This is a genomic window from Mycolicibacterium llatzerense, assembly GCF_025331195.1.
Lineage (GTDB): Bacteria > Actinomycetota > Actinomycetes > Mycobacteriales > Mycobacteriaceae > Mycobacterium > Mycobacterium llatzerense.
The window spans coordinates 872,135-893,369 of the sequence record NZ_LXOV01000012.1 but is presented as its reverse complement, the minus strand read 5'-3'; the positions used below and the strand labels follow the sequence as shown (position 1 = coordinate 893,369).

23 protein-coding genes and 1 pseudogene are annotated in these 21,235 nt (G+C 67.9%); 14 read left to right on the top strand and 10 right to left on the bottom strand.

Annotation, left to right across the window (positions count from 1 at the left end; all coding sequences use genetic code 11):
• Positions 1-126: 126 nt before the first annotated feature.
• Positions 127-2,772 carry a DNA translocase FtsK gene (locus tag A7G45_RS19195; RefSeq protein ID WP_260939428.1) on the top strand — a complete coding sequence of 882 codons (2,646 nt, stop codon included), beginning with the start codon at positions 127-129 and terminating at the stop codon, positions 2,770-2,772.
• Positions 2,773-2,883: 111 nt separating this feature from the next.
• Entirely contained in the window at positions 2,884-3,372 is a 489-nt protein-coding gene (locus tag A7G45_RS19190) for a DUF4282 domain-containing protein (RefSeq protein WP_043393799.1), read from the top strand.
• A gap of 3 nt (positions 3,373-3,375) precedes the next feature.
• On the opposite strand, the gene A7G45_RS19185 is transcribed toward A7G45_RS19190, so the two are convergent.
• Positions 3,376-3,897 (bottom strand): amino-acid N-acetyltransferase, encoded by a 522-nt coding sequence (locus tag A7G45_RS19185; RefSeq protein ID WP_043988194.1) that lies wholly within the window; start codon positions 3,895-3,897, stop codon positions 3,376-3,378.
• 55 nt (positions 3,898-3,952) lie between these two features.
• Here A7G45_RS19185 and pgsA point away from each other — a divergent pair, with 55 nt between their 5' ends.
• From pgsA to pspM, 4 genes are all read left to right on the top strand, one after another.
• Positions 3,953-4,537 carry a CDP-diacylglycerol--glycerol-3-phosphate 3-phosphatidyltransferase gene (gene pgsA, locus A7G45_RS19180; RefSeq protein WP_043394027.1) on the top strand — a complete coding sequence of 195 codons (585 nt, stop codon included), beginning with the start codon at positions 3,953-3,955 and terminating at the stop codon, positions 4,535-4,537.
• A 115-nt stretch (positions 4,538-4,652) separates the two neighbouring features.
• The gene (gene clgR, locus A7G45_RS19175) at positions 4,653-4,976 is read left to right on the top strand and encodes a transcriptional regulator ClgR (protein ID WP_043393801.1); all 324 of its coding nucleotides are present in this window, start codon (positions 4,653-4,655) and stop codon (positions 4,974-4,976) included.
• 168 nt (positions 4,977-5,144) lie between these two features.
• Positions 5,145-5,954: a phage shock protein PspA gene (pspA, locus tag A7G45_RS19170; protein ID WP_020101883.1), complete on the top strand. Its 810-nt coding sequence runs from the start codon at positions 5,145-5,147 to the stop codon at positions 5,952-5,954.
• Positions 5,955-5,978: 24 nt separating this feature from the next.
• The gene (gene pspM / locus A7G45_RS19165) at positions 5,979-6,803 is read left to right on the top strand and encodes a phage shock envelope stress response protein PspM (protein ID WP_071285269.1); all 825 of its coding nucleotides are present in this window, start codon (positions 5,979-5,981) and stop codon (positions 6,801-6,803) included.
• A 3-nt stretch (positions 6,804-6,806) separates the two neighbouring features.
• Here pspM and A7G45_RS19160 read toward each other — a convergent pair whose 3' ends face one another.
• Both A7G45_RS19160 and A7G45_RS19155 read right to left on the bottom strand, forming a co-directional pair.
• Positions 6,807-7,250 carry a DUF5313 domain-containing protein gene (locus tag A7G45_RS19160; protein ID WP_260939424.1) on the bottom strand — a complete coding sequence of 148 codons (444 nt, stop codon included), beginning with the start codon at positions 7,248-7,250 and terminating at the stop codon, positions 6,807-6,809.
• Between the two features lie 21 nt (positions 7,251-7,271).
• Positions 7,272-7,709 carry a limonene-1,2-epoxide hydrolase family protein gene (locus tag A7G45_RS19155; RefSeq protein ID WP_260939423.1) on the bottom strand — a complete coding sequence of 146 codons (438 nt, stop codon included), beginning with the start codon at positions 7,707-7,709 and terminating at the stop codon, positions 7,272-7,274.
• A gap of 121 nt (positions 7,710-7,830) precedes the next feature.
• Here A7G45_RS19155 and A7G45_RS19150 point away from each other — a divergent pair, with 121 nt between their 5' ends.
• The 5 genes from A7G45_RS19150 to recX all read left to right on the top strand — a co-directional run bounded on the left by A7G45_RS19150 (position 7,831) and on the right by recX (position 11,891).
• Positions 7,831-9,006, top strand: a complete 1,176-nt coding sequence (locus A7G45_RS19150; RefSeq protein WP_260939422.1) for a glycosyltransferase — start codon at positions 7,831-7,833, stop codon at positions 9,004-9,006.
• A 9-nt stretch (positions 9,007-9,015) separates the two neighbouring features.
• On the top strand, positions 9,016-9,210 hold the full coding sequence (locus A7G45_RS19145; RefSeq protein WP_043393813.1) for a DUF3046 domain-containing protein: 195 nt from the start codon (positions 9,016-9,018) through the stop codon (positions 9,208-9,210).
• A gap of 127 nt (positions 9,211-9,337) precedes the next feature.
• Entirely contained in the window at positions 9,338-10,132 is a 795-nt protein-coding gene (locus A7G45_RS19140; RefSeq protein WP_260939421.1) for an SDR family NAD(P)-dependent oxidoreductase, read from the top strand.
• Positions 10,133-10,336: 204 nt separating this feature from the next.
• On the top strand, positions 10,337-11,389 hold the full coding sequence (gene recA / locus A7G45_RS19135) for a recombinase RecA (RefSeq protein ID WP_043393818.1): 1,053 nt from the start codon (positions 10,337-10,339) through the stop codon (positions 11,387-11,389).
• A complete protein-coding gene (gene recX / locus A7G45_RS19130) occupies positions 11,358-11,891 on the top strand; it encodes a recombination regulator RecX (protein ID WP_260939419.1) in 534 nt (177 codons plus the stop codon). Before recA ends, recX begins: the two co-directional genes overlap by 32 nt.
• On the opposite strand, the gene A7G45_RS19125 is transcribed toward recX, so the two are convergent.
• Together A7G45_RS19125 and A7G45_RS19120 are read right to left on the bottom strand one after the other, a co-directional pair.
• On the bottom strand, positions 11,888-12,748 hold the full coding sequence (locus tag A7G45_RS19125; RefSeq protein WP_260939417.1) for a hypothetical protein: 861 nt from the start codon (positions 12,746-12,748) through the stop codon (positions 11,888-11,890). The two genes, recX and A7G45_RS19125, sit on opposite strands and share 4 nt — an antisense overlap.
• Positions 12,749-12,934: 186 nt before the next feature.
• The gene (locus A7G45_RS19120) at positions 12,935-13,690 is read right to left on the bottom strand and encodes a 3-oxoacyl-ACP reductase family protein (protein WP_260939415.1); all 756 of its coding nucleotides are present in this window, start codon (positions 13,688-13,690) and stop codon (positions 12,935-12,937) included.
• A 119-nt stretch (positions 13,691-13,809) separates the two neighbouring features.
• Here A7G45_RS19120 and A7G45_RS19115 point away from each other — a divergent pair, with 119 nt between their 5' ends.
• Positions 13,810-14,430: a TetR/AcrR family transcriptional regulator gene (locus A7G45_RS19115; protein ID WP_260939414.1), complete on the top strand. Its 621-nt coding sequence runs from the start codon at positions 13,810-13,812 to the stop codon at positions 14,428-14,430.
• On the opposite strand, the gene A7G45_RS19110 is transcribed toward A7G45_RS19115, so the two are convergent.
• The 4 genes and pseudogenes from A7G45_RS19110 to A7G45_RS19095 form a co-directional block, all read right to left on the bottom strand.
• A complete protein-coding gene (locus tag A7G45_RS19110) occupies positions 14,397-15,278 on the bottom strand; it encodes an amino acid ABC transporter permease (RefSeq protein WP_260939412.1) in 882 nt (293 codons plus the stop codon). The two genes, A7G45_RS19115 and A7G45_RS19110, sit on opposite strands and share 34 nt — an antisense overlap.
• On the bottom strand, positions 15,278-15,952 hold the full coding sequence (locus A7G45_RS19105) for an amino acid ABC transporter permease (RefSeq protein ID WP_260939803.1): 675 nt from the start codon (positions 15,950-15,952) through the stop codon (positions 15,278-15,280). The genes A7G45_RS19110 and A7G45_RS19105 overlap by 1 nt, the downstream gene beginning before the upstream one ends.
• A 39-nt stretch (positions 15,953-15,991) precedes the next feature.
• Positions 15,992-16,786 (bottom strand): annotated as a pseudogene (locus A7G45_RS19100) (transporter substrate-binding domain-containing protein); the annotation flags it as partial.
• A 29-nt stretch (positions 16,787-16,815) separates the two neighbouring features.
• A complete protein-coding gene (locus A7G45_RS19095) occupies positions 16,816-17,544 on the bottom strand; it encodes an amino acid ABC transporter ATP-binding protein (protein ID WP_260939801.1) in 729 nt (242 codons plus the stop codon).
• Between the two features lie 162 nt (positions 17,545-17,706).
• Here A7G45_RS19095 and miaB point away from each other — a divergent pair, with 162 nt between their 5' ends.
• Together miaB and A7G45_RS19085 are read left to right on the top strand one after the other, a co-directional pair.
• Entirely contained in the window at positions 17,707-19,257 is a 1,551-nt protein-coding gene (gene miaB / locus A7G45_RS19090) for a tRNA (N6-isopentenyl adenosine(37)-C2)-methylthiotransferase MiaB (protein ID WP_071285281.1), read from the top strand.
• The gene (locus A7G45_RS19085; protein WP_083420208.1) at positions 19,245-19,841 is read left to right on the top strand and encodes an Rv2732c family membrane protein; all 597 of its coding nucleotides are present in this window, start codon (positions 19,245-19,247) and stop codon (positions 19,839-19,841) included. The genes miaB and A7G45_RS19085 overlap by 13 nt, the downstream gene beginning before the upstream one ends.
• Here A7G45_RS19085 and A7G45_RS19080 read toward each other — a convergent pair.
• A complete protein-coding gene (locus A7G45_RS19080) occupies positions 19,831-21,159 on the bottom strand; it encodes a DUF349 domain-containing protein (protein WP_043394036.1) in 1,329 nt (442 codons plus the stop codon). The genes A7G45_RS19085 and A7G45_RS19080 overlap by 11 nt on opposite strands.
• Between the last annotated feature and the right edge of the window lie 76 nt (positions 21,160-21,235).

Below are 21,235 nucleotides of genomic sequence, written 5' to 3'. Positions count from 1 at the left end.
CTCTGGGCGGGTGTGACGTGGCTCCCACGGGTAGGTGACCAGCAGATATGCGGCCGAGGTCGTGACCTAAGCGTTACGTGTGTGGCAGATGGTGCAGATGGGGAGAATGCGACTAGGCTGGCAGCCATGGCGAGTAAGACCGCAACGAGCTCAGCTAACCGGGCCAAGGCCGGGTCGGCGAATCGTGGCGCAGCCGGCTCGGGGGCGCGTTCATCGAAGTCAGGCAGTGCAAAGTCGAGTCGGCCGGCACGTCCGCCGGCCCCGAAATCGCCCGCCCGTAAGCCGGCCCGCAAACCGGCACCCCATCCATCTCCGGTCGCTACCGCCGGTGCTGCAGTGGGTCGTGGCGCCCGCGCGGGCTGGTTGATGCTCGCGAAGGGCGCTGGAACGACCGCCCGCAGCGTCGGCCGCGCCCGGGAACTCGAGCCCGGACACCGCCGCGACGGCATCGCGCTGGCGCTGCTGGGCGTCGCGTTCCTGCTCGCGGCGAGCTCCTGGTTCGACGCGGCTCGGCCGGTCGGTGCGTGGATCGACTACGGCGTCCGAACGGTCATCGGATCCGCGGTCGTCGTGCTGCCGGTCCTGCTGCTGGCGCTGGCCGTCACGCTGATGCGGACCCATCCGAACCCCGACGCGCGCCCGCGGCTGATCCTGGGCGTCGCCATGATCGGGCTGCCGGTGCTGGGCCTGTGGCACGTCTGGGCCGGTGCGCCCACCGAGCCGGGGGAGCGCCGCGGCGCCGCCGGGTTCGTCGGCTTCGTCATCGGCGGGCCGCTGTCCGACGGGCTGACCGTCTGGATCGCCACTCCGTTGCTCATCATGGGCGTGCTGTTCGGCCTGCTGCTGGTCACCGGCACGACCATCCGGGAACTGCCGGACACGTTGCGCTACATGGTCTCCGGTCGCCTGCACAGCGACCATGACGACGAGTACGACGCTCCGGCCGGCTATGTCGACGATTTCGCCGATGATTTCTCCGACGGCTACTACGACGACCCGACCTATTCGCGGGACGAGCCTGAAGCCTGGCCTGGTTCGGAGCAGACCACCGCGGCCATGACGCGGCCACTGGGCCGCACGCCGATGGACAACTACCCGGTCGAGCCCGCAGCCGACGAAGCGCCGACCGCGCCCGAGCCGGCGGCCAAGCCGTCGCGCCGCCGCAAGGCCCAGAACGTCGCGGACCCGGTGCCCACCAAGGCCAAGGCCCTGGAACAGGCCGCCGACAAGAACAAGGACGACGGCCTGACGCTCGACCGCGTCATCGAGGGCGACTACACGCTGCCCCCGCTGGAGCTGCTGGCCGACGGCGACCCACCGAAGCGGGTCGGCCGCGACAACGATCGCATCATGAACGCGATCACCGAAGTGATGCAGCAGTTCAAGATCGACGCCACCGTCGTCGGTTTCCAGCGCGGCCCGACCGTCACCCGTTACGAGATCGAACTCGGGCCCGGTGTGCGCGTCGAGCGGTTCACCCAGCTGCAGCGCAACCTCGCCTACGCGGTGGCCAACGAGCACATCCGCCTGTTGGCGCCGATCCCCGGCAAGTCCGCGGTCGGCGTCGAGGTCCCCAACAGCGACCGGGAGATGGTGCGGCTCAAGGACGTGCTGAACGCACCGTCCACCCGCAAGGATCACCACCCGATGGTGTTCGGCATCGGCAAGGACGTCGAAGGCCACTTCATCAGCTACAACCTGGCCAAGATGCCGCACCTGCTGGTGGCCGGCTCCACAGGTTCGGGTAAGTCGAGCTTCATCAACTCCATGCTGGTGTCGCTGCTGCAGCGGGCCACGCCGGACGAGGTCCGGATGATCCTGGTCGACCCGAAGATGGTGGAATTCCCGCCGTACCAAGGCATTCCGCACCTCATCACGCCCGTGATCATCGACCCGAAGAAGGCCGCCGCCGCGCTGGCCTGGCTGGTCGAGGAGATGGAGCAGCGCTACCAGGACATGAGCGCCAGCGGTGTCCGGCACATCGACGACTTCAACAAGAAGGTGCGCTCGGGCGAGATCACCGCTCCGCTGGGCAGCGAGCGGGTCTACAAGACCTACCCGTACATCCTGTGCGTCGTCGACGAGCTGGCCGACCTGATGATGCAGGCGCCGCGCGACGTCGAGGACGCGATCGTCCGCATCACCCAGAAGGCCCGTGCCGCGGGCATCCACCTGGTGCTGGCGACCCAGCAGCCGGTGGTCTCGGTGGTCACCGGTCTCATCAAGGCAAATGTGCCGTCCCGCATGGCATTCGGCGTGACCAACGCGACCAACTCGCGCGTCATCCTCGATCAGATCGGCGCCGAGAAGCTCACCGGCAAGGGTGACGCACTGTTCCAGCCGTCCGAAGCGCCCAAGCCCATCCGGGTGCAGGGTGCCTACGTCAGCGACGACGAAATCCAGGCCGTCGTCGCCTTCACCAAACAGCAGGCCCAGCCCGAGTTCATCGACGGCGTCACGGTCAAGACCGTCGAGAAGCGCGATATAGACAGCGACATCGGCGACGACATGGACGTCTTCCTGCAGGCCGTGGAGCTGGTTGTGTCGAGCCAGTTCGGGTCGACCTCGATGCTGCAGCGCAAGCTGCGCGTCGGGTTCGCCAAGGCCGGCCGCCTCATGGACCTGATGGAGACGCGCGGCATCGTCGGACCGTCCGAGGGCTCCAAGGCCCGCGAGGTGCTGGTCAAGCCCGACGAACTGGCCGGCACCCTGATGCTGATCCAGGGTGGCTCCGATGCCAACGGATCGACGGGTGACGACCCCGGGTTCTGACCGGTGTTACCGGGATCACATCACTGTGGGCCGGCGGTGCGGATAACAACGACGATTGGTGGCAGGCGGCGCTGACTGTGGGAGGCTTAGGTCTCCTAAGGAGGCTTTGCCGTGGTTGACATTTCGCCCGCCGAAGAGCTCGATGCTGAGTTCGAGTCCGGCGGCCGCAGCTGGCCTGCGCTGACGGCGTTCACCGACGTCGGATTCCGCAAGACGACCGCTCACCAGCTGGTTCCGGTGCTGTACGTGCTGGCCATCGCAGGTGCGCTGGTGTCGTATCTGTTCGGCGCCGTGCTCGCGTTCGAGTCGTCGGCATTGCTCGGCCTGTTCTGGCTGGTGATTGCCGGACCCGTCGGGTGCGTCGCGATCGTGCTGGTGGCGCGGCTGATGCTCGAGTCGCTGCTGGCGGTCCTGGCGATGGGTCGGCAGGTCGATGAGGCCAACGAGCTGGTGCTCGAGATCGCAGAGCTGGTGATCGGGATCTCGGACAAGGTCGAGGTGATCCCGACGTTGCCGTTCGGCCGCGGTGGGCGCTCCCGTCGGCGGGCAGCGATCATGGACATCCGCGACCGCGTCGTCGCCCGGAAGTCTGCCGAGTAGGCGCTACAGCGTGACGAGCATCCGGGTGTTGCCCAGGGTGTTCGGCTTCACGTAGGACAGGTCCAGGAACTCCGCCACACCGGTGTCGTACGACCGGCACATCTCCTCGTACACCTCGGCGGTGACGGGCGTGCCCTCGATCTCGACGAAGCCGTGCTTGCTGAAGAAGTCGATCTCGAAGGTCAGCACGAAGACGCGCTGCAGCTCCAGCTCCCGGGCCACGTCGAGCAGCCGTGCCACCACCGCGTGCCCGACGCCCATGCCGCGCACCTTGGGATGGGCCGCGACGGTACGTACCTCGCCGAGGTCGGCCCACAGCACGTGCAACGCACCACAGCCGACGATCTCGCCATCGAGGTCGGCCACCCAGAATTCCTGGACCGCCTCGTAGAGGGTCACCAGGTTCTTCTCGAGCAGGATCTTTCCCGCGTAGATGTCGACGAGGGCCTTGATACCGGGGACGTCGGACGTCCGGGCGCGGCGAACCACCAGCCCTGTGGTGGTGGGTTTCGGTGCGTCGCTCACACGTGGAGGGTATCGGCTGCGTATCGCCCGGTAGGTGACCGGATATCCTGTGTCGGTGACAGGCCAGTCAGATACCGATCCGCGCGCCTCGCGTGCCGGCGTGGCGAACATCGCCAATCTGCTGACCGGCCTGCGCATCGTGCTGGTGCCGGTGTTCCTGGCGGCCCTGTTCGCCGGCGATGGGCACGAAACCCGTTGGCGGATTGCGGCTTTCGTCGTGTTCGCGGTTGCCGTCATCACCGATCGGTTCGACGGCGAGATCGCCCGCAGCTTCGACATGGTCACCGAGTTCGGCAAGCTGGCCGACCCCATTGCGGACAAGGCCCTGATCGGGGCCGCGCTGATCGGGCTGTCGATGCTCGGCGACCTGCCCTGGTGGATCACGGTTGTGATCCTGACCCGTGAGCTTGCGGTGACACTGTTGCGCTTCGCGGTGATCCGGCGCGGCGTCATCCCCGCCAGCCGTGGCGGCAAGCTCAAGACGCTGGTGCAGGCGGTGGCGATCGGTTTGTTCGTCCTGCCACTGCATGCCTGGCCCGCCCCGTGGCTGACCGCTGCCTGGGTCTTCATGTGGGCCGCGGTGGTGCTGACCGTGCTGACGGGCATCGACTACGTCGTCTCCGCGTTTCGTCGCCCCTGAATCGCCGCATCGGGAACCAAAGCGGTGCGTCGCCGCGTTGGTGCCTACAAGACCGTGTAGAACGGGTGGTCCGGCCGGGCTGCGCGGCTGTTACTCAGGCTGAAGGGGAAACGCGATGACGACATTGTTGCGTGAGGTGATCGGCGACGTGCTGCGCCAGGCCCGTACCGGTCAGGGACGCACACTGCGCGAGGTGTCCGACGGTGCACGGGTGAGCCTGGGCTACCTGTCCGAGGTGGAGCGGGGCCGCAAGGAACCGTCGAGCGAACTGCTCGGTGCCATCTGCGGTGCCCTGGAGGTGCCGCTGTCGCAGGTGCTGGCCGATGCCGCCGAGCAGATGCTGCACACCGAGCGCGCCGAGGCCGACCGCACGGTGGCCAACATCGACGTCGCGACCAAGGTCGTCATTCCTCAGCATCTCGCCATGGCAGTTGCTTGAATCGTCGCAGCCCGACCGACGGCTAACTCGCCGCACCGCAATAGTGCATGCGGGCTGCGTCTTGCTGTCCATACCTACTAGGTTGGCTGTAGACGCGCTGCCACCTACGCGGCCGGCAACCTGATAACCGATCCCGAATCACGAACGACACGAAGGCGGACCGATCTCATGGCCAATCCCTTTGTCAAGGCCTGGAAGTACCTCATGGCGCTGTTCAGCTCCAAGGTCGACGAGTACGCCGACCCGAAGGTGCAGATTCAGCAGGCGATCGAAGAGGCCCAGCGCCAGCACCAGGGCCTGACGCAGCAGGCGGCCTCGGTCATCGGCAACCAGCGTCAGCTCGAGATGCGCCTGAACCGGCAGCTCGCCGACATCGAGAAGCTGCAGGCCAACGTCCGCCAGGCCCTGACCCTGGCCGACCAGGCCACCGGCGCCGGTGACGTCGCCAAGGCCACCGAGTACAACAACGCCGCCGAGGCCTTCGCAGCCCAGCTGGTGACCGCCGAGCAGAGCGTCGAGGACCTCAAGGCGCTGCACGACCAGTCGCTGCAGGCCGCCACGCAGGCCAAGAAGGCCGTCGAGCAGAACGCCATGGTGCTGCAGCAGAAGATCGCCGAGCGCACCAAGCTGCTGTCGCAGCTCGAGCAGGCCAAGATGCAGGAGCAGGTCAGCGCCTCGCTGCGCTCCATGACCGAGATCGCCGCGCCGGGCAACACCCCGAGCCTCGACGAGGTGCGCGACAAGATCGAGCGTCGCTACGCCAACGCCATGGGTTCGGCCGAGCTGGCTCAGAACTCGGTGCAGGGCCGCATGATGGAGGTCCAGCAGGCCAGCGTGCAGATGGCCGGGCATTCGCGCCTGGAGCAGATCCGTGCCTCGATGCAGGGCAACTCCCTGCCGTCCGGCGGTGCCGCAGCGCCTGCCACTCCCGCAGCTCCGGCAGCCAACCCGGCGCCGGAGAACCCGCTGTCGCAGTAAATTTCGAGATGTGAGGGGGCAGCGGTGAACGCCCAGTCGTCCGGCCGCCCAGGGGAGACCCGGGGCTGGCAGGCGGTCCTGCAACGCAGCATCGACACCGCTGCCGAATTGTCCGACGTGGTGGCCCAGCGCCTCGGTGCGGCGGCCGATCCACGCGCCAGGCTGCTGCGCAAGCGGCGCTGGGCGGTGCGGCTGGGCTGGCTGTTCGCCGGCGCCAGCGCCTTCTGGATCGGGTTGACGGCGCTGCTGGCCGCGTGGAGCACCCCGTTCTGGGTGCTGATCATCACCGGCCCCATCGCCGGTGGTGCCGCGTTCCTGGCCACCCTGTGCTTCCTGCGTTACCGATGGCTGCGCCGCGAACCGTTGCCGCCGCCGCGGTCCTCGCGGCTGCTGCCGCCCAGGGGCTCGGCGGCGCGCCGTCCGATGGAGACGCTGGCGTCGGCCGAGCGCGGGTTGTACGCACTGCTGAGCGTCATCCAGCGGGGCCAGTTGCTGCCCGCCGCCGAGATCGCCGAAGTGACCGCCGCGGCCAACGTGTCGGCCGCGGCGCTGGCCGGTACGGCCGGGGAAGTGGTCGCGATGGAACGGGCGGCCGGTTCGGTGCCGCAGTCCCGCGGGCATCTGGCGCCGACCATCAAGTCCTACACGGCCCAGCTCGATGCGGGCGTGCGGCAGTACGCCGACATCGCCACCGCGGCAGCGCAATTGGTGTCAGCGGCGAACAGCGGGGCGGGGTCGGCGCGGTCGATGTCCGAGCAGCGTTACCGCAGTGAACTCGTCGCGGCGACCGACCGGCTCAGCGCCTGGGCGCAGGCATTCGATGAACTCGGACGCCTGCGTCACGCCTGACGGTCAGATCGTGGTGGAGCTGCCCGAGCCGTCATCGGACCGGCGGCCGTACCGCTCCTCGTAGGCCGCGTGAATGTGGGCGTTCTTCTGCCGCAGCGACTCTTCGAGCAGCTTCGGGTCGATGCCGTGCTTGACCAGCATGTGCCGGCGCCAGATTTTGTTCAGCGCGTGCGAGAAGTAGATCACCGGAATCAGGATGGGCACCGTCGCGCTGAGCCTGATGATCAGGTCCGAGCCGCCCGTGATGCCGAGCAGCTCGGGCAGGAACCAGATCGGGATCAGGATCAGGAACGCCGGCACGAACATGCGGATGACCACCCGCAGCGTCGCGCCCTGGCCGATGAGATCCTCGGTCACCCAGGCCCGCATCGAGTCGGGCAGCCGGCCGCCGTAGCTGTACTTGATGTACTGCCAGGCGCTGGGCTTCGGGCGATTCTCGTTGGCCATGGTGGCCAATTTTACCGGTGGCTACATAGTCGGCCGCAGGGCCGGGATCGCGGCGCCGAGCAGACCGCGCACCGTGGCCTTGACCATGTCGAACATGTCGAAGTAGTCACGCCACAGCGTGATCCGGCCGTCGTGCACCTCGAACACGCCGCACACCCAGAACTGCAGGCGCACGGGCCCGATGACCAGCGCATCGGTGCGCTCGTTGAGCACGGTGGAACCCTCTCCGACGAGGCGGTGGAACTTCACCTCGAAACTGACCGGGCCCTTCTTCATGGGGCGGAACAGCTTCATGGCGCGGGTGCGGCCGTGGATGGTCGGCAGCCCGACGTTCTCGTAGACGAGGTTGTCGTCGAGCAGGCTGTCCGCCGTCTCCATGTCCTCTGCCTGCAGGGCGTAGAGGAACGTTTCGACGATCTCGGCATTGGTCTGGGTCACTGCCGGTGTGGTCTGTGTCATAAGCCCACCGTAGCCGCGCGACGATCAAGCGGCGAGGGACGAGCCGCGTTGAGGAGTGCGGCCATCAGGCCCAGTGCGCCTGCCCGGCGGTGCCCAGGTGCTGGTGTGACAGGGTGACCCGATGCATGTCGCCGTGGTTGCCGGGCCTGATCCCGGCCATGCCTTTCCGGCGATCGCCCTGTGCCTTCGGTTTCAGGCGGCCGGCGACCACCCGGTGCTGCTGACCGGCCGGCACTGGCTCGACACCGCCCGGGCGGCCGGCGTCGACGCTCGGGAACTGCTCGGGCTCGACCCCGAGCACGGCGACGACGACCTCGACTCGGGCGCCAAGATCCATGAGCGTGCCGCGCGGATGGCGGTGCTCAATGTGCCCCTGCTGCGTGAGCTGGCGCCCGATCTGGTGGTGTCGGACGTCATCACGGTGTGCGGCGGCATGGCCGCTGAATTGCTGGGCCTGCCGTGGGTCGAGCTGACGCCGCACCCGCTGTACCTGCCGTCGAAGGGGTTGCCGCCGTTGGGCAGTGGCCTGGCGCCGGGTGTCGGCCTGCGCGGCCGGCTGCGGGACGCGACGCTACGGTTCTTCACGTCGCGCTCGATCCGCGAAGGGGACCGGCAGCGATCCACGGCGCGCGTCGGAATCGGCTTGCCCGCAACCGATCCCGGGCCGGCGCGGCGGTTGATCGCGACCCTGCCCGAGCTGGAAGTGTCGCGACCGGACTGGCCGGCCGAAGCCGTCGTCGTGGGGCCGCTGCATTTCGAGCCGACGACAGCGGTGCTGGACGTACCGCCGGGCGCGGGCCCGGTTGTCGTCGTGGCGCCGTCGACGGCCACCACCGGGATGCAGGGTCTCGATGAACTCGCACTGGCGGCGCTGATCCCCGGACAGACCCTGCCCGACGGTGCCCGCGTCGTCGTCTCGCGGCTGCGCGGCGCCGACGCGCCGGTGCCACCGTGGGCGGCGGTCGGGCTCGGTCGCCAGGACGAACTGCTGAAGCAGGCCGACGTGATGATCTGCGGCAGTGGCCACGGCATCGTGTCCAAGACGCTGCTGGCCGGGGTGCCGCTGGTGGTGGTGCCCGGAGGCGGAGACCAGTGGGAGATCGCCAATCGGATTGTGCGACAAGGCAGTGGCGAGCTGATTCGGCCGTTGACCGCGGAGTCGCTGGCGGCGACCGTCGGCCGGGTGCTGTCGACGCCGTCCTATCGGAAGGCGGCCGGGCGGGCTGGTGGCAGCGGAGCGGACGTCGCCGACCCGGTGGCTGTGTGCCGTGCGGCGCTGGGAGTCGGTGCTGAGTAGGTTGGTGCGGTGCGACTGACCGAATTCACCCTGCTGATCGAAGACCAGTTCGGTACGGCGCGCGGTGCGGCGTTGGTGAACGACCACGTGCTGGCGGTCCTCGGTGGCCGCACCCCGGCGCAGGCGATCGAAGCCGGCGTCGACCCCCGCGACGTCTGGCGGGCCCTGTGCGCGGACTTCGACGTGCCGCGCGATCAGTGGTGAGCGGCGCTTTTTAGTCCCGCGGCACTGCTCGCGCTTCGGTGTTTGTTGGCCGACGACATGGTGTTGGCCGGGCCTGCCCCGATAGCGTCGCTGGTGAACCCCACGATGGAAGGACGACTTCACGCCGATGAACGCGACCATTGCCGTAGTCACTGGAGCCGGTCGGGGGATCGGCCTGGCCATCGCGAAAGCCCTTGCCGCCCAAGGGCACCGCGTCTTGATCACCGACGTCGACGGGGATGCCGCGCAGCGCGCCGCCGAGACCGTCGGGCGCGGGGCGTGGGGCTTGGCCCAGGACGTGCGCGACGTCGCGGGTCACCAGGGGATCGCGGCGCTCGCCGCCGAACAGGGCCGGATCGCGGTGTGGGTCAACAACGCCGGAGTACTGCACGCGGGCAACAGCTGGGAACAGCCCGCCGAGCACGTCGTCCAGACCCTCGACGTCAACGTCCGCGGGATGATGGCCGGCTGCATGGCGGCGGTCAATGCCATGGGTGCGCGCGGCGGCGTCATCCTCAACATCGCCTCGATCTCGGCGCTGACGCCGGTGCCCGGACTGGCGGTCTATGCCGCGAGCAAGGCCGCCGTGCTGTCGTACACCACCTCGTTGCAGGGCGAACTGCAGACCGCCGGCCTGCCGATCCGGGCCCGCGCACTGTGTCCCGACGTGGTGAACACCGAGATGGTCACCGCCACGACCCACGATCCCGGAGCGGCCCTGCTGTTTTCGGGTCCCAAGCCGCTGGCCGCCGATGACGTGGCGGCCGCAGCCGTGGAGTTGATGGACTCCCACCAGATTTTCCGCGTGGTGCCGCGCTGGCGCGGCGTGATCGCGCGCAGTACCGACGTGGCGCCGGCCGCCGGCCTGCGCGCCCTGTCCCTGATGAGGACGTTGGGCCTGCGGCGCCAGCGTTCGCTGTGACTGCCGCCGACTGCGGGCCGTCCTGGGTGTTGCCGGAAATCACTCGCCGCGCCCTCGGTCATTGATCGGCGTGTCTGCTTGCAGTCGAACACCTGTTCGCTAGTCTGATCCCAGTTCGCGGAACTTGTCGGTGGCCTCATCTAGCGTCACGGCCAACCGATCGGAAACCCGATCAACGGACATCCACGAGGACGGAGATCACCCATGGCAGCACAGGCCCCAGATCGCGAGAAGGCACTCGAACTCGCGCTGGCACAGATCGACAAGAACTTCGGCAAGGGCTCGGTGATGCGGCTGGGAGACGAGACCCGCCAACCGATTTCGGTCATCCCGACCGGGTCCATCGCGCTGGATGTCGCCCTCGGCATCGGTGGTCTGCCGCGCGGCCGCGTCGTCGAAATCTACGGCCCGGAATCCTCGGGTAAGACCACGGTCGCCCTGCATGCGGTGGCCAACGCTCAGGCCGCCGGTGGCATCGCGGCGTTCATCGACGCCGAGCACGCGCTGGACCCCGACTACGCCCAGAAGCTCGGCGTCGACACCGACGCGCTGCTGGTCTCTCAGCCCGACACCGGTGAGCAGGCCCTGGAGATCGCCGACATGCTGGTGCGTTCCGGCGCCATCGACATCCTGGTCATCGACTCGGTCGCCGCACTGGTGCCGCGCGCCGAGATCGAGGGCGAGATGGGTGACAGCCACGTCGGTCTGCAGGCCCGCCTGATGAGCCAGGCGCTGCGCAAGATGACCGGCGCACTGAACAACTCCGGCACCACCGCCATCTTCATCAATCAGCTGCGCGAGAAGATCGGCGTGATGTTCGGTTCGCCCGAAACCACCACCGGTGGTAAGGCTTTGAAGTTCTACGCCTCGGTGCGTATCGATGTGCGCCGGATCGAGACGCTCAAGGACGGTACCGATGCGGTCGGTAACCGTACCCGGGCCAAGATCGTCAAGAACAAGGTCGCGCCGCCGTTCAAGCAGGCCGAATTCGACATCCTCTACGGCAAGGGCATCTCCAAGGAGGGCTCGCTCATCGACATGGGTGTCGAGCACGGCTTCATCCGTAAGTCCGGTTCGTGGTTCACCTACGACGGCGAACAGCTGGGGCAGGGCAAGGAGAACGCCCGCAACTACCTGCTGCAGAACCCGGATGCCGCCAACGAGATCGAGAAGAAGATCAAAGAGAAGCTCGGTATCGGTGCGGTGGTGACCGATGGTGCGGCCGATGACGTCCTTCCCGCCCCGGTCGACTTCTGAGGCGGAGCCGGCGCAGCCGCAGCGGCGTGAGGAGCAGGCGCGGGACGTGTGTCTGCGTCTGCTCACCACCCGGGCGCGCAGCCGGGCCGAACTCGAAACTCAGCTGACCAAACGCGGCTTCCCCGAGGACATCGGCGCCCGGGTGCTGGACCGGCTCACCGAGGTAGGTCTGGTAGACGACGCGGCATTCGCCGAGCAGTGGGTGCGCGAACGCCGCACCAACGCTGGAAAAGGCAAGCGCGCCTTGGCCTCTGAGTTGCGGACCAAGGGCATCGACGCCGAAGTGATCGCCGAGACGCTCGACAGCGTCGACGCGGGAGAGTGGCGGGTGCGCGCCGAGGAACTCGTCGCCACCAAGTTGCGACGGGAAAGCCTCGACGACGAGATGAAGGTGACTCGGCGGCTGGTCGCGATGCTGGCACGCCGCGGCTACAGCCAGGGCATGGCCTTCGATGTGGTCAACACCCAGCTCACGCAGGAGCGTCAGCGCCGCACGGTTTAGTCCTTGGACGAACCCTTGGGCTCAGGGTGCTTGACCTTGGGCGGCGACAGCTTCGGCACCGAGAACTTCGGGACGGAGAACTTCGGCACCGAGAACTTGGGTGCCAAGAATTTCGGCGGCGAGAACTGGCCGGCCGGCGGGTGGACGACGTTATCGGTCGTCGCGTCCGGAAGTTGCGTGGGCTGCTTGGGCGACTTCGGGGGCTTGGGCAGCTTCGGGATGAACGTCGAGACGATCGAATCCTGTTGCACTGTGGGCTTTTTCGGGGTCACTGGAGCCTTCGGGATGACCGGGGTGTCCGGGATGTCGACGGCGGCCGATGGCTTCGCGGCGATCATCATGACGGGCAGCGGGGTGTGCAGTGCGTTATGGGTGAACTGTTCGACCGACGTGATCACTGCCCGGGCGAAGTCCACCATCTGCTGCGTGACGTTGAGGCCGAATGCGGTGGTGTCGACCACGAATTGCTGACCAGGCCCCGTGTTGAACGGCGGGAACGCGGACAGTGTGGTCGCCCTGAACTGGAGCTGGAAGACCGCGATGTCCTGGGCGAACCCGATCAGATCGCGGCCGGCTTCGAACTCGATGTCGGCGACCGCGCTCAGCGCTTGTGCGGCGGCGGTCAATGGCGGCGTGCCACTACCGATGGCCGCCACGAAACTCCCCGGCACCTGCGTCTGGCGTTGGAACAGTGCGGCACCGGTGGTGATCCAATCGGCGAACAGCCCGACGTTGAACACCACCTGCTGATTGAGCAGATCGAGCGGTAGCGGCAGCTGCTGCGCTGTCAGCGAGATGCCCGGTTCGGTCAGAACGGGCACCGACGGGATGGTGGCGCGCCCGGGTGCCGGCGCCATCGTGAGTACCAAACACGCGGTGCACAGCGCCGCGACGGTTTGGGTTGGAGCTGGAACTGCCGCAAACGCACGAACCGCGACACTCATGACGCCTCCCGGGATCGAGTGAACCTCCAACTAGGGACACGACGTGCGTGCCCGCAGGGTTCACCGGGAGGCGAACCCTGCGGGCGGGTCGGTCCGGCGTCAGATCACGAAGCCGCCGTCGATGTTCCAGGTGACGCCCGTGACGAACCCCGACTCGGGATGGGCCAGGTAGGCCACGGCGCTCGCAATGTCGCGAGGCTGCCCGTACTGGCCGACCGCGATGAGCGGGCGCAGCTCGTCGGCGAAGTCGCCGGTGTCGGGGTTCATGTCGGTGGCGACCGGCCCCGGCTGGATGGTGTTGACGGTGATGCCGCGGGGGCCGAGCTCGCGCACCAGGCCTCGCGTCAGCCCGGCGACCGCGGCCTTGGTGAGGGCATACACCGAGAAGCCGGCAGTCGGCACCCGGTCGGCATTCACGGAGCCGATGGTGATGATCCGGCCCCCGGCGCCCAGGTGCGGCACGGCGCGCTGAATGGCGGCGAACACGGCCTTCACATTGATCGCCAGCATCCGGTCGAAGTCCTCCAGCGGGAACGACTCGATCGGTGCTCCCTGCGCGACGCCGGCGTTGTTGACCAGGATGTCCAGTCCGCCGAGTCGCTCGACGGCTTCGTCCACCGCGGCGGCTACGGCCAGCGCGTCGGCGCTGTCGGCTTTGATGGCGGCCACCTTGGCGCCGGCCGCCTCGAGTTCGTCGACCAGGTCCTGAGCGGCATCAGGCGAGGACTGGTAGGTGAACGCGACCGCCGCGCCGTCCGCCGCGAGCCTGCGCACGGTGGCGGCGCCGATGCCGCGGGAACCGCCGGTGACCAGTGCGCGTCGCCCGGCGAGTGGGGCTGCCGAAGTGGTGCTCATGAGTTCTCCCCGTCGTGGAATGATTCTTTCGAACCGATCGGTTACTAAGTACGTTCAGCACAAGCCGCTACGGCCGGGTGGCATTCCGGACTGTGGCCCGGATCACATCAGGAGGGTTGATGGCGATCGGCAGACCGCGCACGTTCGACCCGGAGCGTGTCCTGGACACCGCGATGCGGTTGTTCTGGGAGCACGGCTATGACGGGGTGTCCATCAGCGATCTCACGGCGGCGACCGGTGTCAACCGCCGCAGCCTCTATGACGAATACGGTTCCAAGGCCGAGCTCTTCCGCGCCGCGGTGCGGCGCTACCAGGCAGGTCCCGGCAGCTACGTTGAACGCGCGCTGGCCCTACCCACCGCGTGGGATACCGCGTATGCCATGGTGCACGGCGCTGTCGACGGGTCCTCCGGGGCGGCGGGTCCGCGCGGATGCCTGCTGGTGCAGAGCGCCCTGGCCGCAGGCGACGAGGCGGCCGAGTTGCATGCGGAGCTCGCCCAGCTGCGCGAAGACGGAATCGCTGAATTGGCCGAACGTTTCACGGCTGCCCAGCTGATGGGCGAACTGCCCGGGGCGGACGCGCAGCTGGTGGCGCGCTGGATCGTCGCCGTCAGTCAGGGCCTGGCGGTCCAGGCCAACGGCGGCGTCGAGCGCGACGAACTGCACGCGGTGGCCGATCAGGCGCTCCGCGCCTGGCCCGGAGCGCCTCACGCCGGCGGGGTACCCGGCGCATCCTCCTGAATGCCGGTGTTCACCGGGAGCGGATCCGGGGTACGCCGCGACTGCCGCAGCCGCGCTTCCAGGCGGGTCGCCAGCGCCGACAGCGCGAAGTTGAGGCTGATCATCAGCACCGCGATCACGATCAGCGCGGGGATGTAATTGCTGTACGCCGAACCGATGTTCGTACCCTGGCGGACCATCTCGACGAACGTGATCTGATAGCCGATCGCGGTGTCCTTGAGCACCACCACCATCTGCGACACCAGCACCGGCAGCATCGACGTCACGGCCTGGGGGAGCAGAATCAGCCGCAACGTCTGACTGGGCCGCAGCCCCAGCGCCACGGCGGCCTCACGCTGCCCGCGGGGCAGCGCGTACACGCCGGCCCGCACGATCTCCGCGATGACCGCGCCGTTGTACAGCGTCAGTCCCGTGATCACGCCGGCCAGCGCCAGCTGACGCGATGGGAAGACGTCGTACAGCGCGAACAGGAAATACGCGAACAACATCATGATCAGCACCGGGACGGCCCGGAAGAACTCGACGAAGACCGAGCACACCCACCGCACCGCGCGGGCCTCCGACAACCGCCCCATGCCCAGTGCCAGACCCAGCACGAGCGCCAGCACGATCGACACCACCGCCGCCGTCAACGTGCCGACGGCACCGGGCAGCACGTACGTCGTCCACAGGTTCGCGGTCAGGAACGGGTGCCACTTCGCTTCGGTCAGTTGGCCTTTGGACTCGAACTGCCACAGCACCCAGCCGGCCATCGCGATGATCACCGCGACGATGAGGGCGGCGAACAGCAGGTTTCGCCGCTGCGCCCGCGGCCCCGGGGCGTCGTAGAGAACGGACGATGTACTCATTACCGCACCACCGCGTATCGCTTACCCAACCAACCGAACAACAGTCCCAACGGCAACGTCAGGACCACGAAACCAGCGGCGAAGATCGAGCCGACCGCCAGCAGCGCCGCGGTGTTCTCGATCATCTCCTTCATCAGCAGCGCCGCCTCGGCCACGCCGATGGCCGACGCGATCGTGGTGTTCTTCACCAAGGCGATCAGCACTGAACCCAGCGGGTTGATCACCGCGCGAAAAGCCTGCGGCAGCAGGATCAACCGCAGGTTCTGCCCGAAGCTCAGGCCCAGCGAGCGGGCGGCCTCGGCCTGTCCCAGCGGCACGGTATTGATGCCCGAGCGCACTGTCTCGCACACGAATGACGCGGTGTAGACCGTCAATCCGAGGGCCGCGAGCCGAAAGTTGCTGTCCACCACGGCCGTCGGCGAATGCGAATCGACCAGCGTGACCCGCAGGGTGTTCCCGATACCGAACGAACAGAACAGGATGATCAGCGTCAGTGGGGTATTGCGGACCACGTTGACGTACGTCGTGCCCAGCCAGCGCAGCACCGGCACCGGTGACAGGCGCATCGCGGCCAGTACCGTGCCCAGGATCAGCGCGCCGGCCGCGGCGAGCAGCGTCAGCTGGATCGTGGTCCAGAACGCCTTCAGGATCTTGCCGCCGTAGGTGCCCCACAGATCGACGCGCTTGGCCCCGCCGGCGCCATAGATGTTGGTGTCCAACGGGGGCGGTGGCGGCGCGGACAGTCCGGCCGGGCCCAGATTGCGGTCGAACGCGGCCTGCCACTCACCGGACTTCTGCATCTTCTCGATGGCGTCGTTGATCTTCTGGCGTAATTCCTTGTCGCCCTTGAGCAATCCGATGCCGTACTTCTCGACAGAGAAGGGCTTGCCGATCAGCTTGAACGCACCCGGGGTCTGGGCGGCGTACCCGGCCAGGATCACCTCGTCGGTGCTGAGTGCGTCGATGGCCCCGGTCTTCACGGCCTCCAGGCAGGCCGAGTAGGTGTCGTACTGCTGCAGCTGCACGCCCGGGTACTTGTCCTTGATGCGTTGCGCCGGAGTCGAACCCGACACCGAGCAGAGCTTCTTGTGGTTCTGCAGTGATTCGACGCTGGTGATCTCGTTGTTGTCGGCGCGCACCAGCAGGCTCTGCCCGGTGACCAGGTACGGCCCGGCGAACGACACCTTCTGCTTGCGGGCGTCGGTGATGGAGTACGTCGCGGCGATGAAGTCGACCTGGTGGTTCTGGATCAGGTTCTCACGCTGACCCGATGGGGCTTCTTTCCACTCGATGTCGTCGGGCTTGTAGCCCAGCTGCCCGGCCACGTAGGTCGCGACGTCGATGTCGAAGCCGGCCAAGGTGCCGTCGGGCTTCTTCGCGGCCAGGCCGGGCTGGTCGAACTTGGTGCCGATGGTGATCTTCTTGCTGCTGGCGCCGCAGGCGCTCAGGGTCAGCAGCGCCAGGATCAGGACGGTGACGGCGGCGAGACGGCGGTATCCACGTGTCACCGAACTCTGCCGTATCGATCGTTCCACGATCAGTGGTCCAGGATCTTGCCCAGGAAGTCCCGGGCCCGGTTGGACTTTGGTGCGGTGAAGAACTCGTCGGGCTCGGCGTCCTCGACGATGGTGCCGTCGGCCATGAACACCACCCGGTTCGACGCCCGGCGGGCGAAGCCCATCTCGTGCGTGACCACGATCATGGTCATGCCCTCGGTCGCCAGGGACGTCATCACCGAGAGCACTTCGTTGACCATCTCGGGGTCCAGCGCGCTGGTGGGTTCGTCGAACAGCATGACCTTCGGGCCCATGGCCAGTGACCGGGCGATCGCGACGCGCTGCTGCTGCCCACCCGACAACTGCGCCGGGTACTTGTCGGCCTGGTTGGCCACCCCGACGCGCTCCAGCAGTTCCAGCCCCTTCGTCCGGGCCTCGTCCTTCGCCTTGCCGCGGACCTTCATCGGCGCGAGGGTGACGTTGTCGAGAATTGTCTTGTGCGCGAACAGGTTGAACGACTGGAACACCATGCCGACCTCGGACCGCAGCGTCGCGAGCTTGCGGCCCTCTTCGGGCAGTAGGTCTCCGTCGATGTGGATCGTGCCCGAGTCGATCGTCTCCAGCCGGTTGATGGTGCGGCACAAGGTCGACTTGCCCGAACCTGACGGTCCGAGCAGCACCACCACTTGGCCACGAGGGACTTCGAGATTGATGTCCTTCAGCACATGCAGTGCACCGAAGTGCTTGTTGACCCCCTTGACCGAGATCATCGGGGTGGCAGGTGTCGTCTCGCCGGTGACCATGCTCACAGACCCTACCCAGGTAAGCCACGGACCGTGGTCTGTCACAGAAACCGGGAAACCCCTCGGCAAATTTGGTATAAACCGCGCCGCCCGTACGATTGGCAGGTGATTTCGACAGCGACTCCGGACGTGGAAGCTGACGCCACGGAGTCCGCTACGGGTTCCGGCGCGGGGCGCACCTATCAGGTCCGCACCTACGGGTGCCAGATGAACGTCCACGACTCCGAACGGCTCGCCGGCCTGCTGGAAGACGCCGGCTACCGGCGCGCCGACGACGGCGACGACGCCGACGTCGTGGTCTTCAACACCTGCGCGGTCCGGGAGAACGCCGACAACAAGCTCTACGGCAACATCAGCCACCTGGCGCCCCGCAAGCAGACCGACCCGAACATGCAGATCGCGGTCGGTGGCTGTCTGGCGCAGAAGGACCGCGACACGGTGCTGAGCAAGGCGCCGTGGGTCGACGTGGTGTTCGGTACGCACAACATCGGCTCGCTGCCGGTGCTGCTGGAACGCGCCCGGCACAACCGCGAAGCTCAGGTCGAGATCGTCGAGGCGCTCCAGGAGTTTCCGTCGGCGCTGCCCGCGACACGCGAATCATCTTATGCGGCTTGGGTTTCCATCTCCGTGGGCTGCAACAACACCTGTACGTTCTGCATTGTGCCGTCGCTGCGCGGCAAGGAGGTCGACCGGCGTCCCGGCGACATCCTCGCCGAGGTGCAGTCCCTGGTGGACCAGGGTGTCCTGGAGATCACGCTGCTGGGCCAGAACGTCAACGCGTACGGCGTCTCGTTTGCTTCGGATGAGCGCTTGCGCGAAGACCCGGAGGCCTGGACCGACATCGAACGGGACCGCGGCGCGTTCGCCAAACTGCTGCGTGCCTGCGGCGACATCGAGGGCCTGGAGCGGGTCCGGTTCACCTCGCCGCACCCGGCCGAGTTCACCGACGACGTCATCGAGGCCATGGCGGCCACCCCGAACGTCTGCCCGACGCTGCACATGCCGCTGCAATCTGGCTCGGATCGCATCCTCAAGGCGATGCGCCGCTCCTACCGCGCCGAGAAGTACCTAGGCATCATCGAGCGCGTGCGCGCGGCGATCCCGTACGCGGCCATCACCACCGACATCATCGTCGGATTCCCGGGGGAGACCGAAGAAGACTTCCAGGCCACCCTCGACGTCGTCGAACGCGCCCGCTTCTCCAGCGCCTTCACGTTCCAGTACTCCAAGCGGCCCGGCACGCCGGCCGCCGAGCTGCCTGACCAACTGCCCAAAGAGGTTGTCTCCGAACGTTATATGCGGCTCATCGAGCTGCAGGAGCGCATCTCGTGGGAGGAGAACCTGGCGCAGGTCGGCCGGGAGGTCGAGCTGCTGGTGGCCACCGGCGAAGGCCGCAAAGATTCCGCCACCGAGAGAATGTCGGGCCGCGCCCGCGACGGCCGGCTGGTGCACTTCACCCCGGGCGACGCCGACATCCGGCCCGGCGACATCGTCACCACGACCGTCACCGGTGCCGCGCCGCACCACCTGATCGCCGATGCGCCGATCGCCGGCCACCGCCGCACCCGTGCGGGCGACGCGCACGCCGCGGGCCGCAAACCCACCACCGGCGTCGGGCTGGGCATGCCGCAGATCGGCGCGCCCCCCGTCACGCCCGTAGAGCAGGGATGTTCACGATGAACGACACCAAGCCCAACGGCACCAACGGCGAGTTCGAGGAGTTCAAAGACGACATCGACGCCGCCGAGCAGCGCATCGCCCGCGAGATCGATCCCGGCGGCCGCGCCATGGTCGTGGCGATCTGCGTCTTCGTGATCCTGCTGTCGTTCGTGCTGCCGCACACCGGCGGCGTCAGGGGATTCGACGTCTTGCTCGGCGATCAGGTCGCCCTCGACGCGAAGATTTTGCTGCCGTCGCGGGTGTTCGTCTGGCTGATCCTGGTGTTCAGCGTCGGTTTCTCGATGCTGGCGCTGCTGACCCGGCGCTGGGGCCTGGCCTGGATCGCGCTGGCCGGTTCCGCCGTGTCGTGTTTCCTCGGCATGCTCGCCATCTGGTCGCGCAACACCGTCGTGCACCCGTACCCGGGACCCGGCTTCGGGCTCTACCTCGCGTGGATCGCCGTCATCCTGCTGACGTTCCACTGGGCACGCGTGGTGTGGTCACGCACCGCGGTGCAGCTGGCAGCCGAGGCACAGCGCCGCGACGCGACCGTCGAGCAGCAGAAGCGCGGACTGCTCGACGGCCCGGACTCACCTACTTCTTGATCGCCGCTGAGGCGGCGTCGGCCCACTCACGCCACTGCGCCGCACTGGCGCGCGCCTTCTCGGCATCCTTGGCCTTGCCCGCGGCCTCGGCCTTCTCGGCCTGACGCTCGAACTGCTCGGCCCGCTCGCGGAACTGGTCGGCCCGGGCCTGCGCCTCGGGGTCGGTCCAGTTGCTCTCCGCGGCATCGCGGATCTTCTTCTCGACGACCCGCAACCGGCGCTCCAGCTCCGCGGTGCGATCGCGCGATGCCTTGCCGATGGCGTCCCACTTGTCGCCGATGGCCCGGAATGCCGCACGTGCCGCGTCGACATCGCTGATGTCGATCTTCTCGGCCTCGACCAGCAGCTCGGCCTTGGCATCGGCGTTGGCGTTGAACTCGGCGTCCTTCTCGGCGTTGATCGCGTTGCGGGCGCTGAAGAACGTGTCCTGCGCAGCCTTGAACCGCTTCCACAGCGCGTCGTCGACGTCCTTGGCGGCGCGGCCCGCGGCCTTCCACTCCGTCAGCAGATCGCGGAACGTCGAGGCGGTGGCACCCCAGTCCGTGGAGCCGGACAGTGCCTCGGCGCGCTCACACAGCGCCTCCTTGGCCTGCCGCACGCCGACCCGCTCCCGATCCAGCTCGGCGAAGTGCGAGCCCCGGCGGCGGTTGAACGCCTCGCGGGCCGCCGAGTAGCGCTTCCACAGCGCGTCGTCGACCTTGCGGTCCAGGCCGGTGATGGTGCGCCACTCGTCGAGGATCGCCCGCAGCCGATCACCGCTGGCCTTCCACTGAGTGGAGTTGGCGCCGATGTCCTCGGCCTCGGCGGCCAGGGTTTCCTTGCGGGCGGTCTGGGTGGCCCGGAGCTCGTCGCGCTTGGCTCGCTCCTCCTGCGCGCTGGCGCCGGCCTGCTCGACGACGGCGGTCAGCCGGGCGGTCAGGGCATCGACATCGCCCAGCACCGCGGCGGTCGGGACGGATTCGAGCAGCGTCGCGGCGGCGGCCTTGATCTTGCGGGCGTCGCCGCTACCGCTGCCGAGCCGGTGCTCCAGCAGCGCGACCTCGGTGCTCAGATCGTCGTACCGGCGGCCGAAGTGGACGTACGCGGCTTCGGCGTCGCCGGCCTGCCACGAGGCGATGTTGCGCTCGCCGGCGGCAGTGATCAGCCACACCGTGCCGTCGTCGTCGACGCGGCCGAACCGGTGCGGATCGCAGGTGGGCGGCGCGGCGGCGGCAGGCGCCGGGGGATGGTTGGGGCTCGGGCTGGGCCGGGGACCGGGGCGCGGCGGACCGGGCCGAGGAGTCGGTTTGGGGGTGTTGCCGGGTTCGGTGGTGGTCATATTCGTGCTCCTCATGCCCGCGCGCAGGGTGACCCACGCTTCTGCCGCGCGACGCGGCGCCGTCATCTGGTACTCG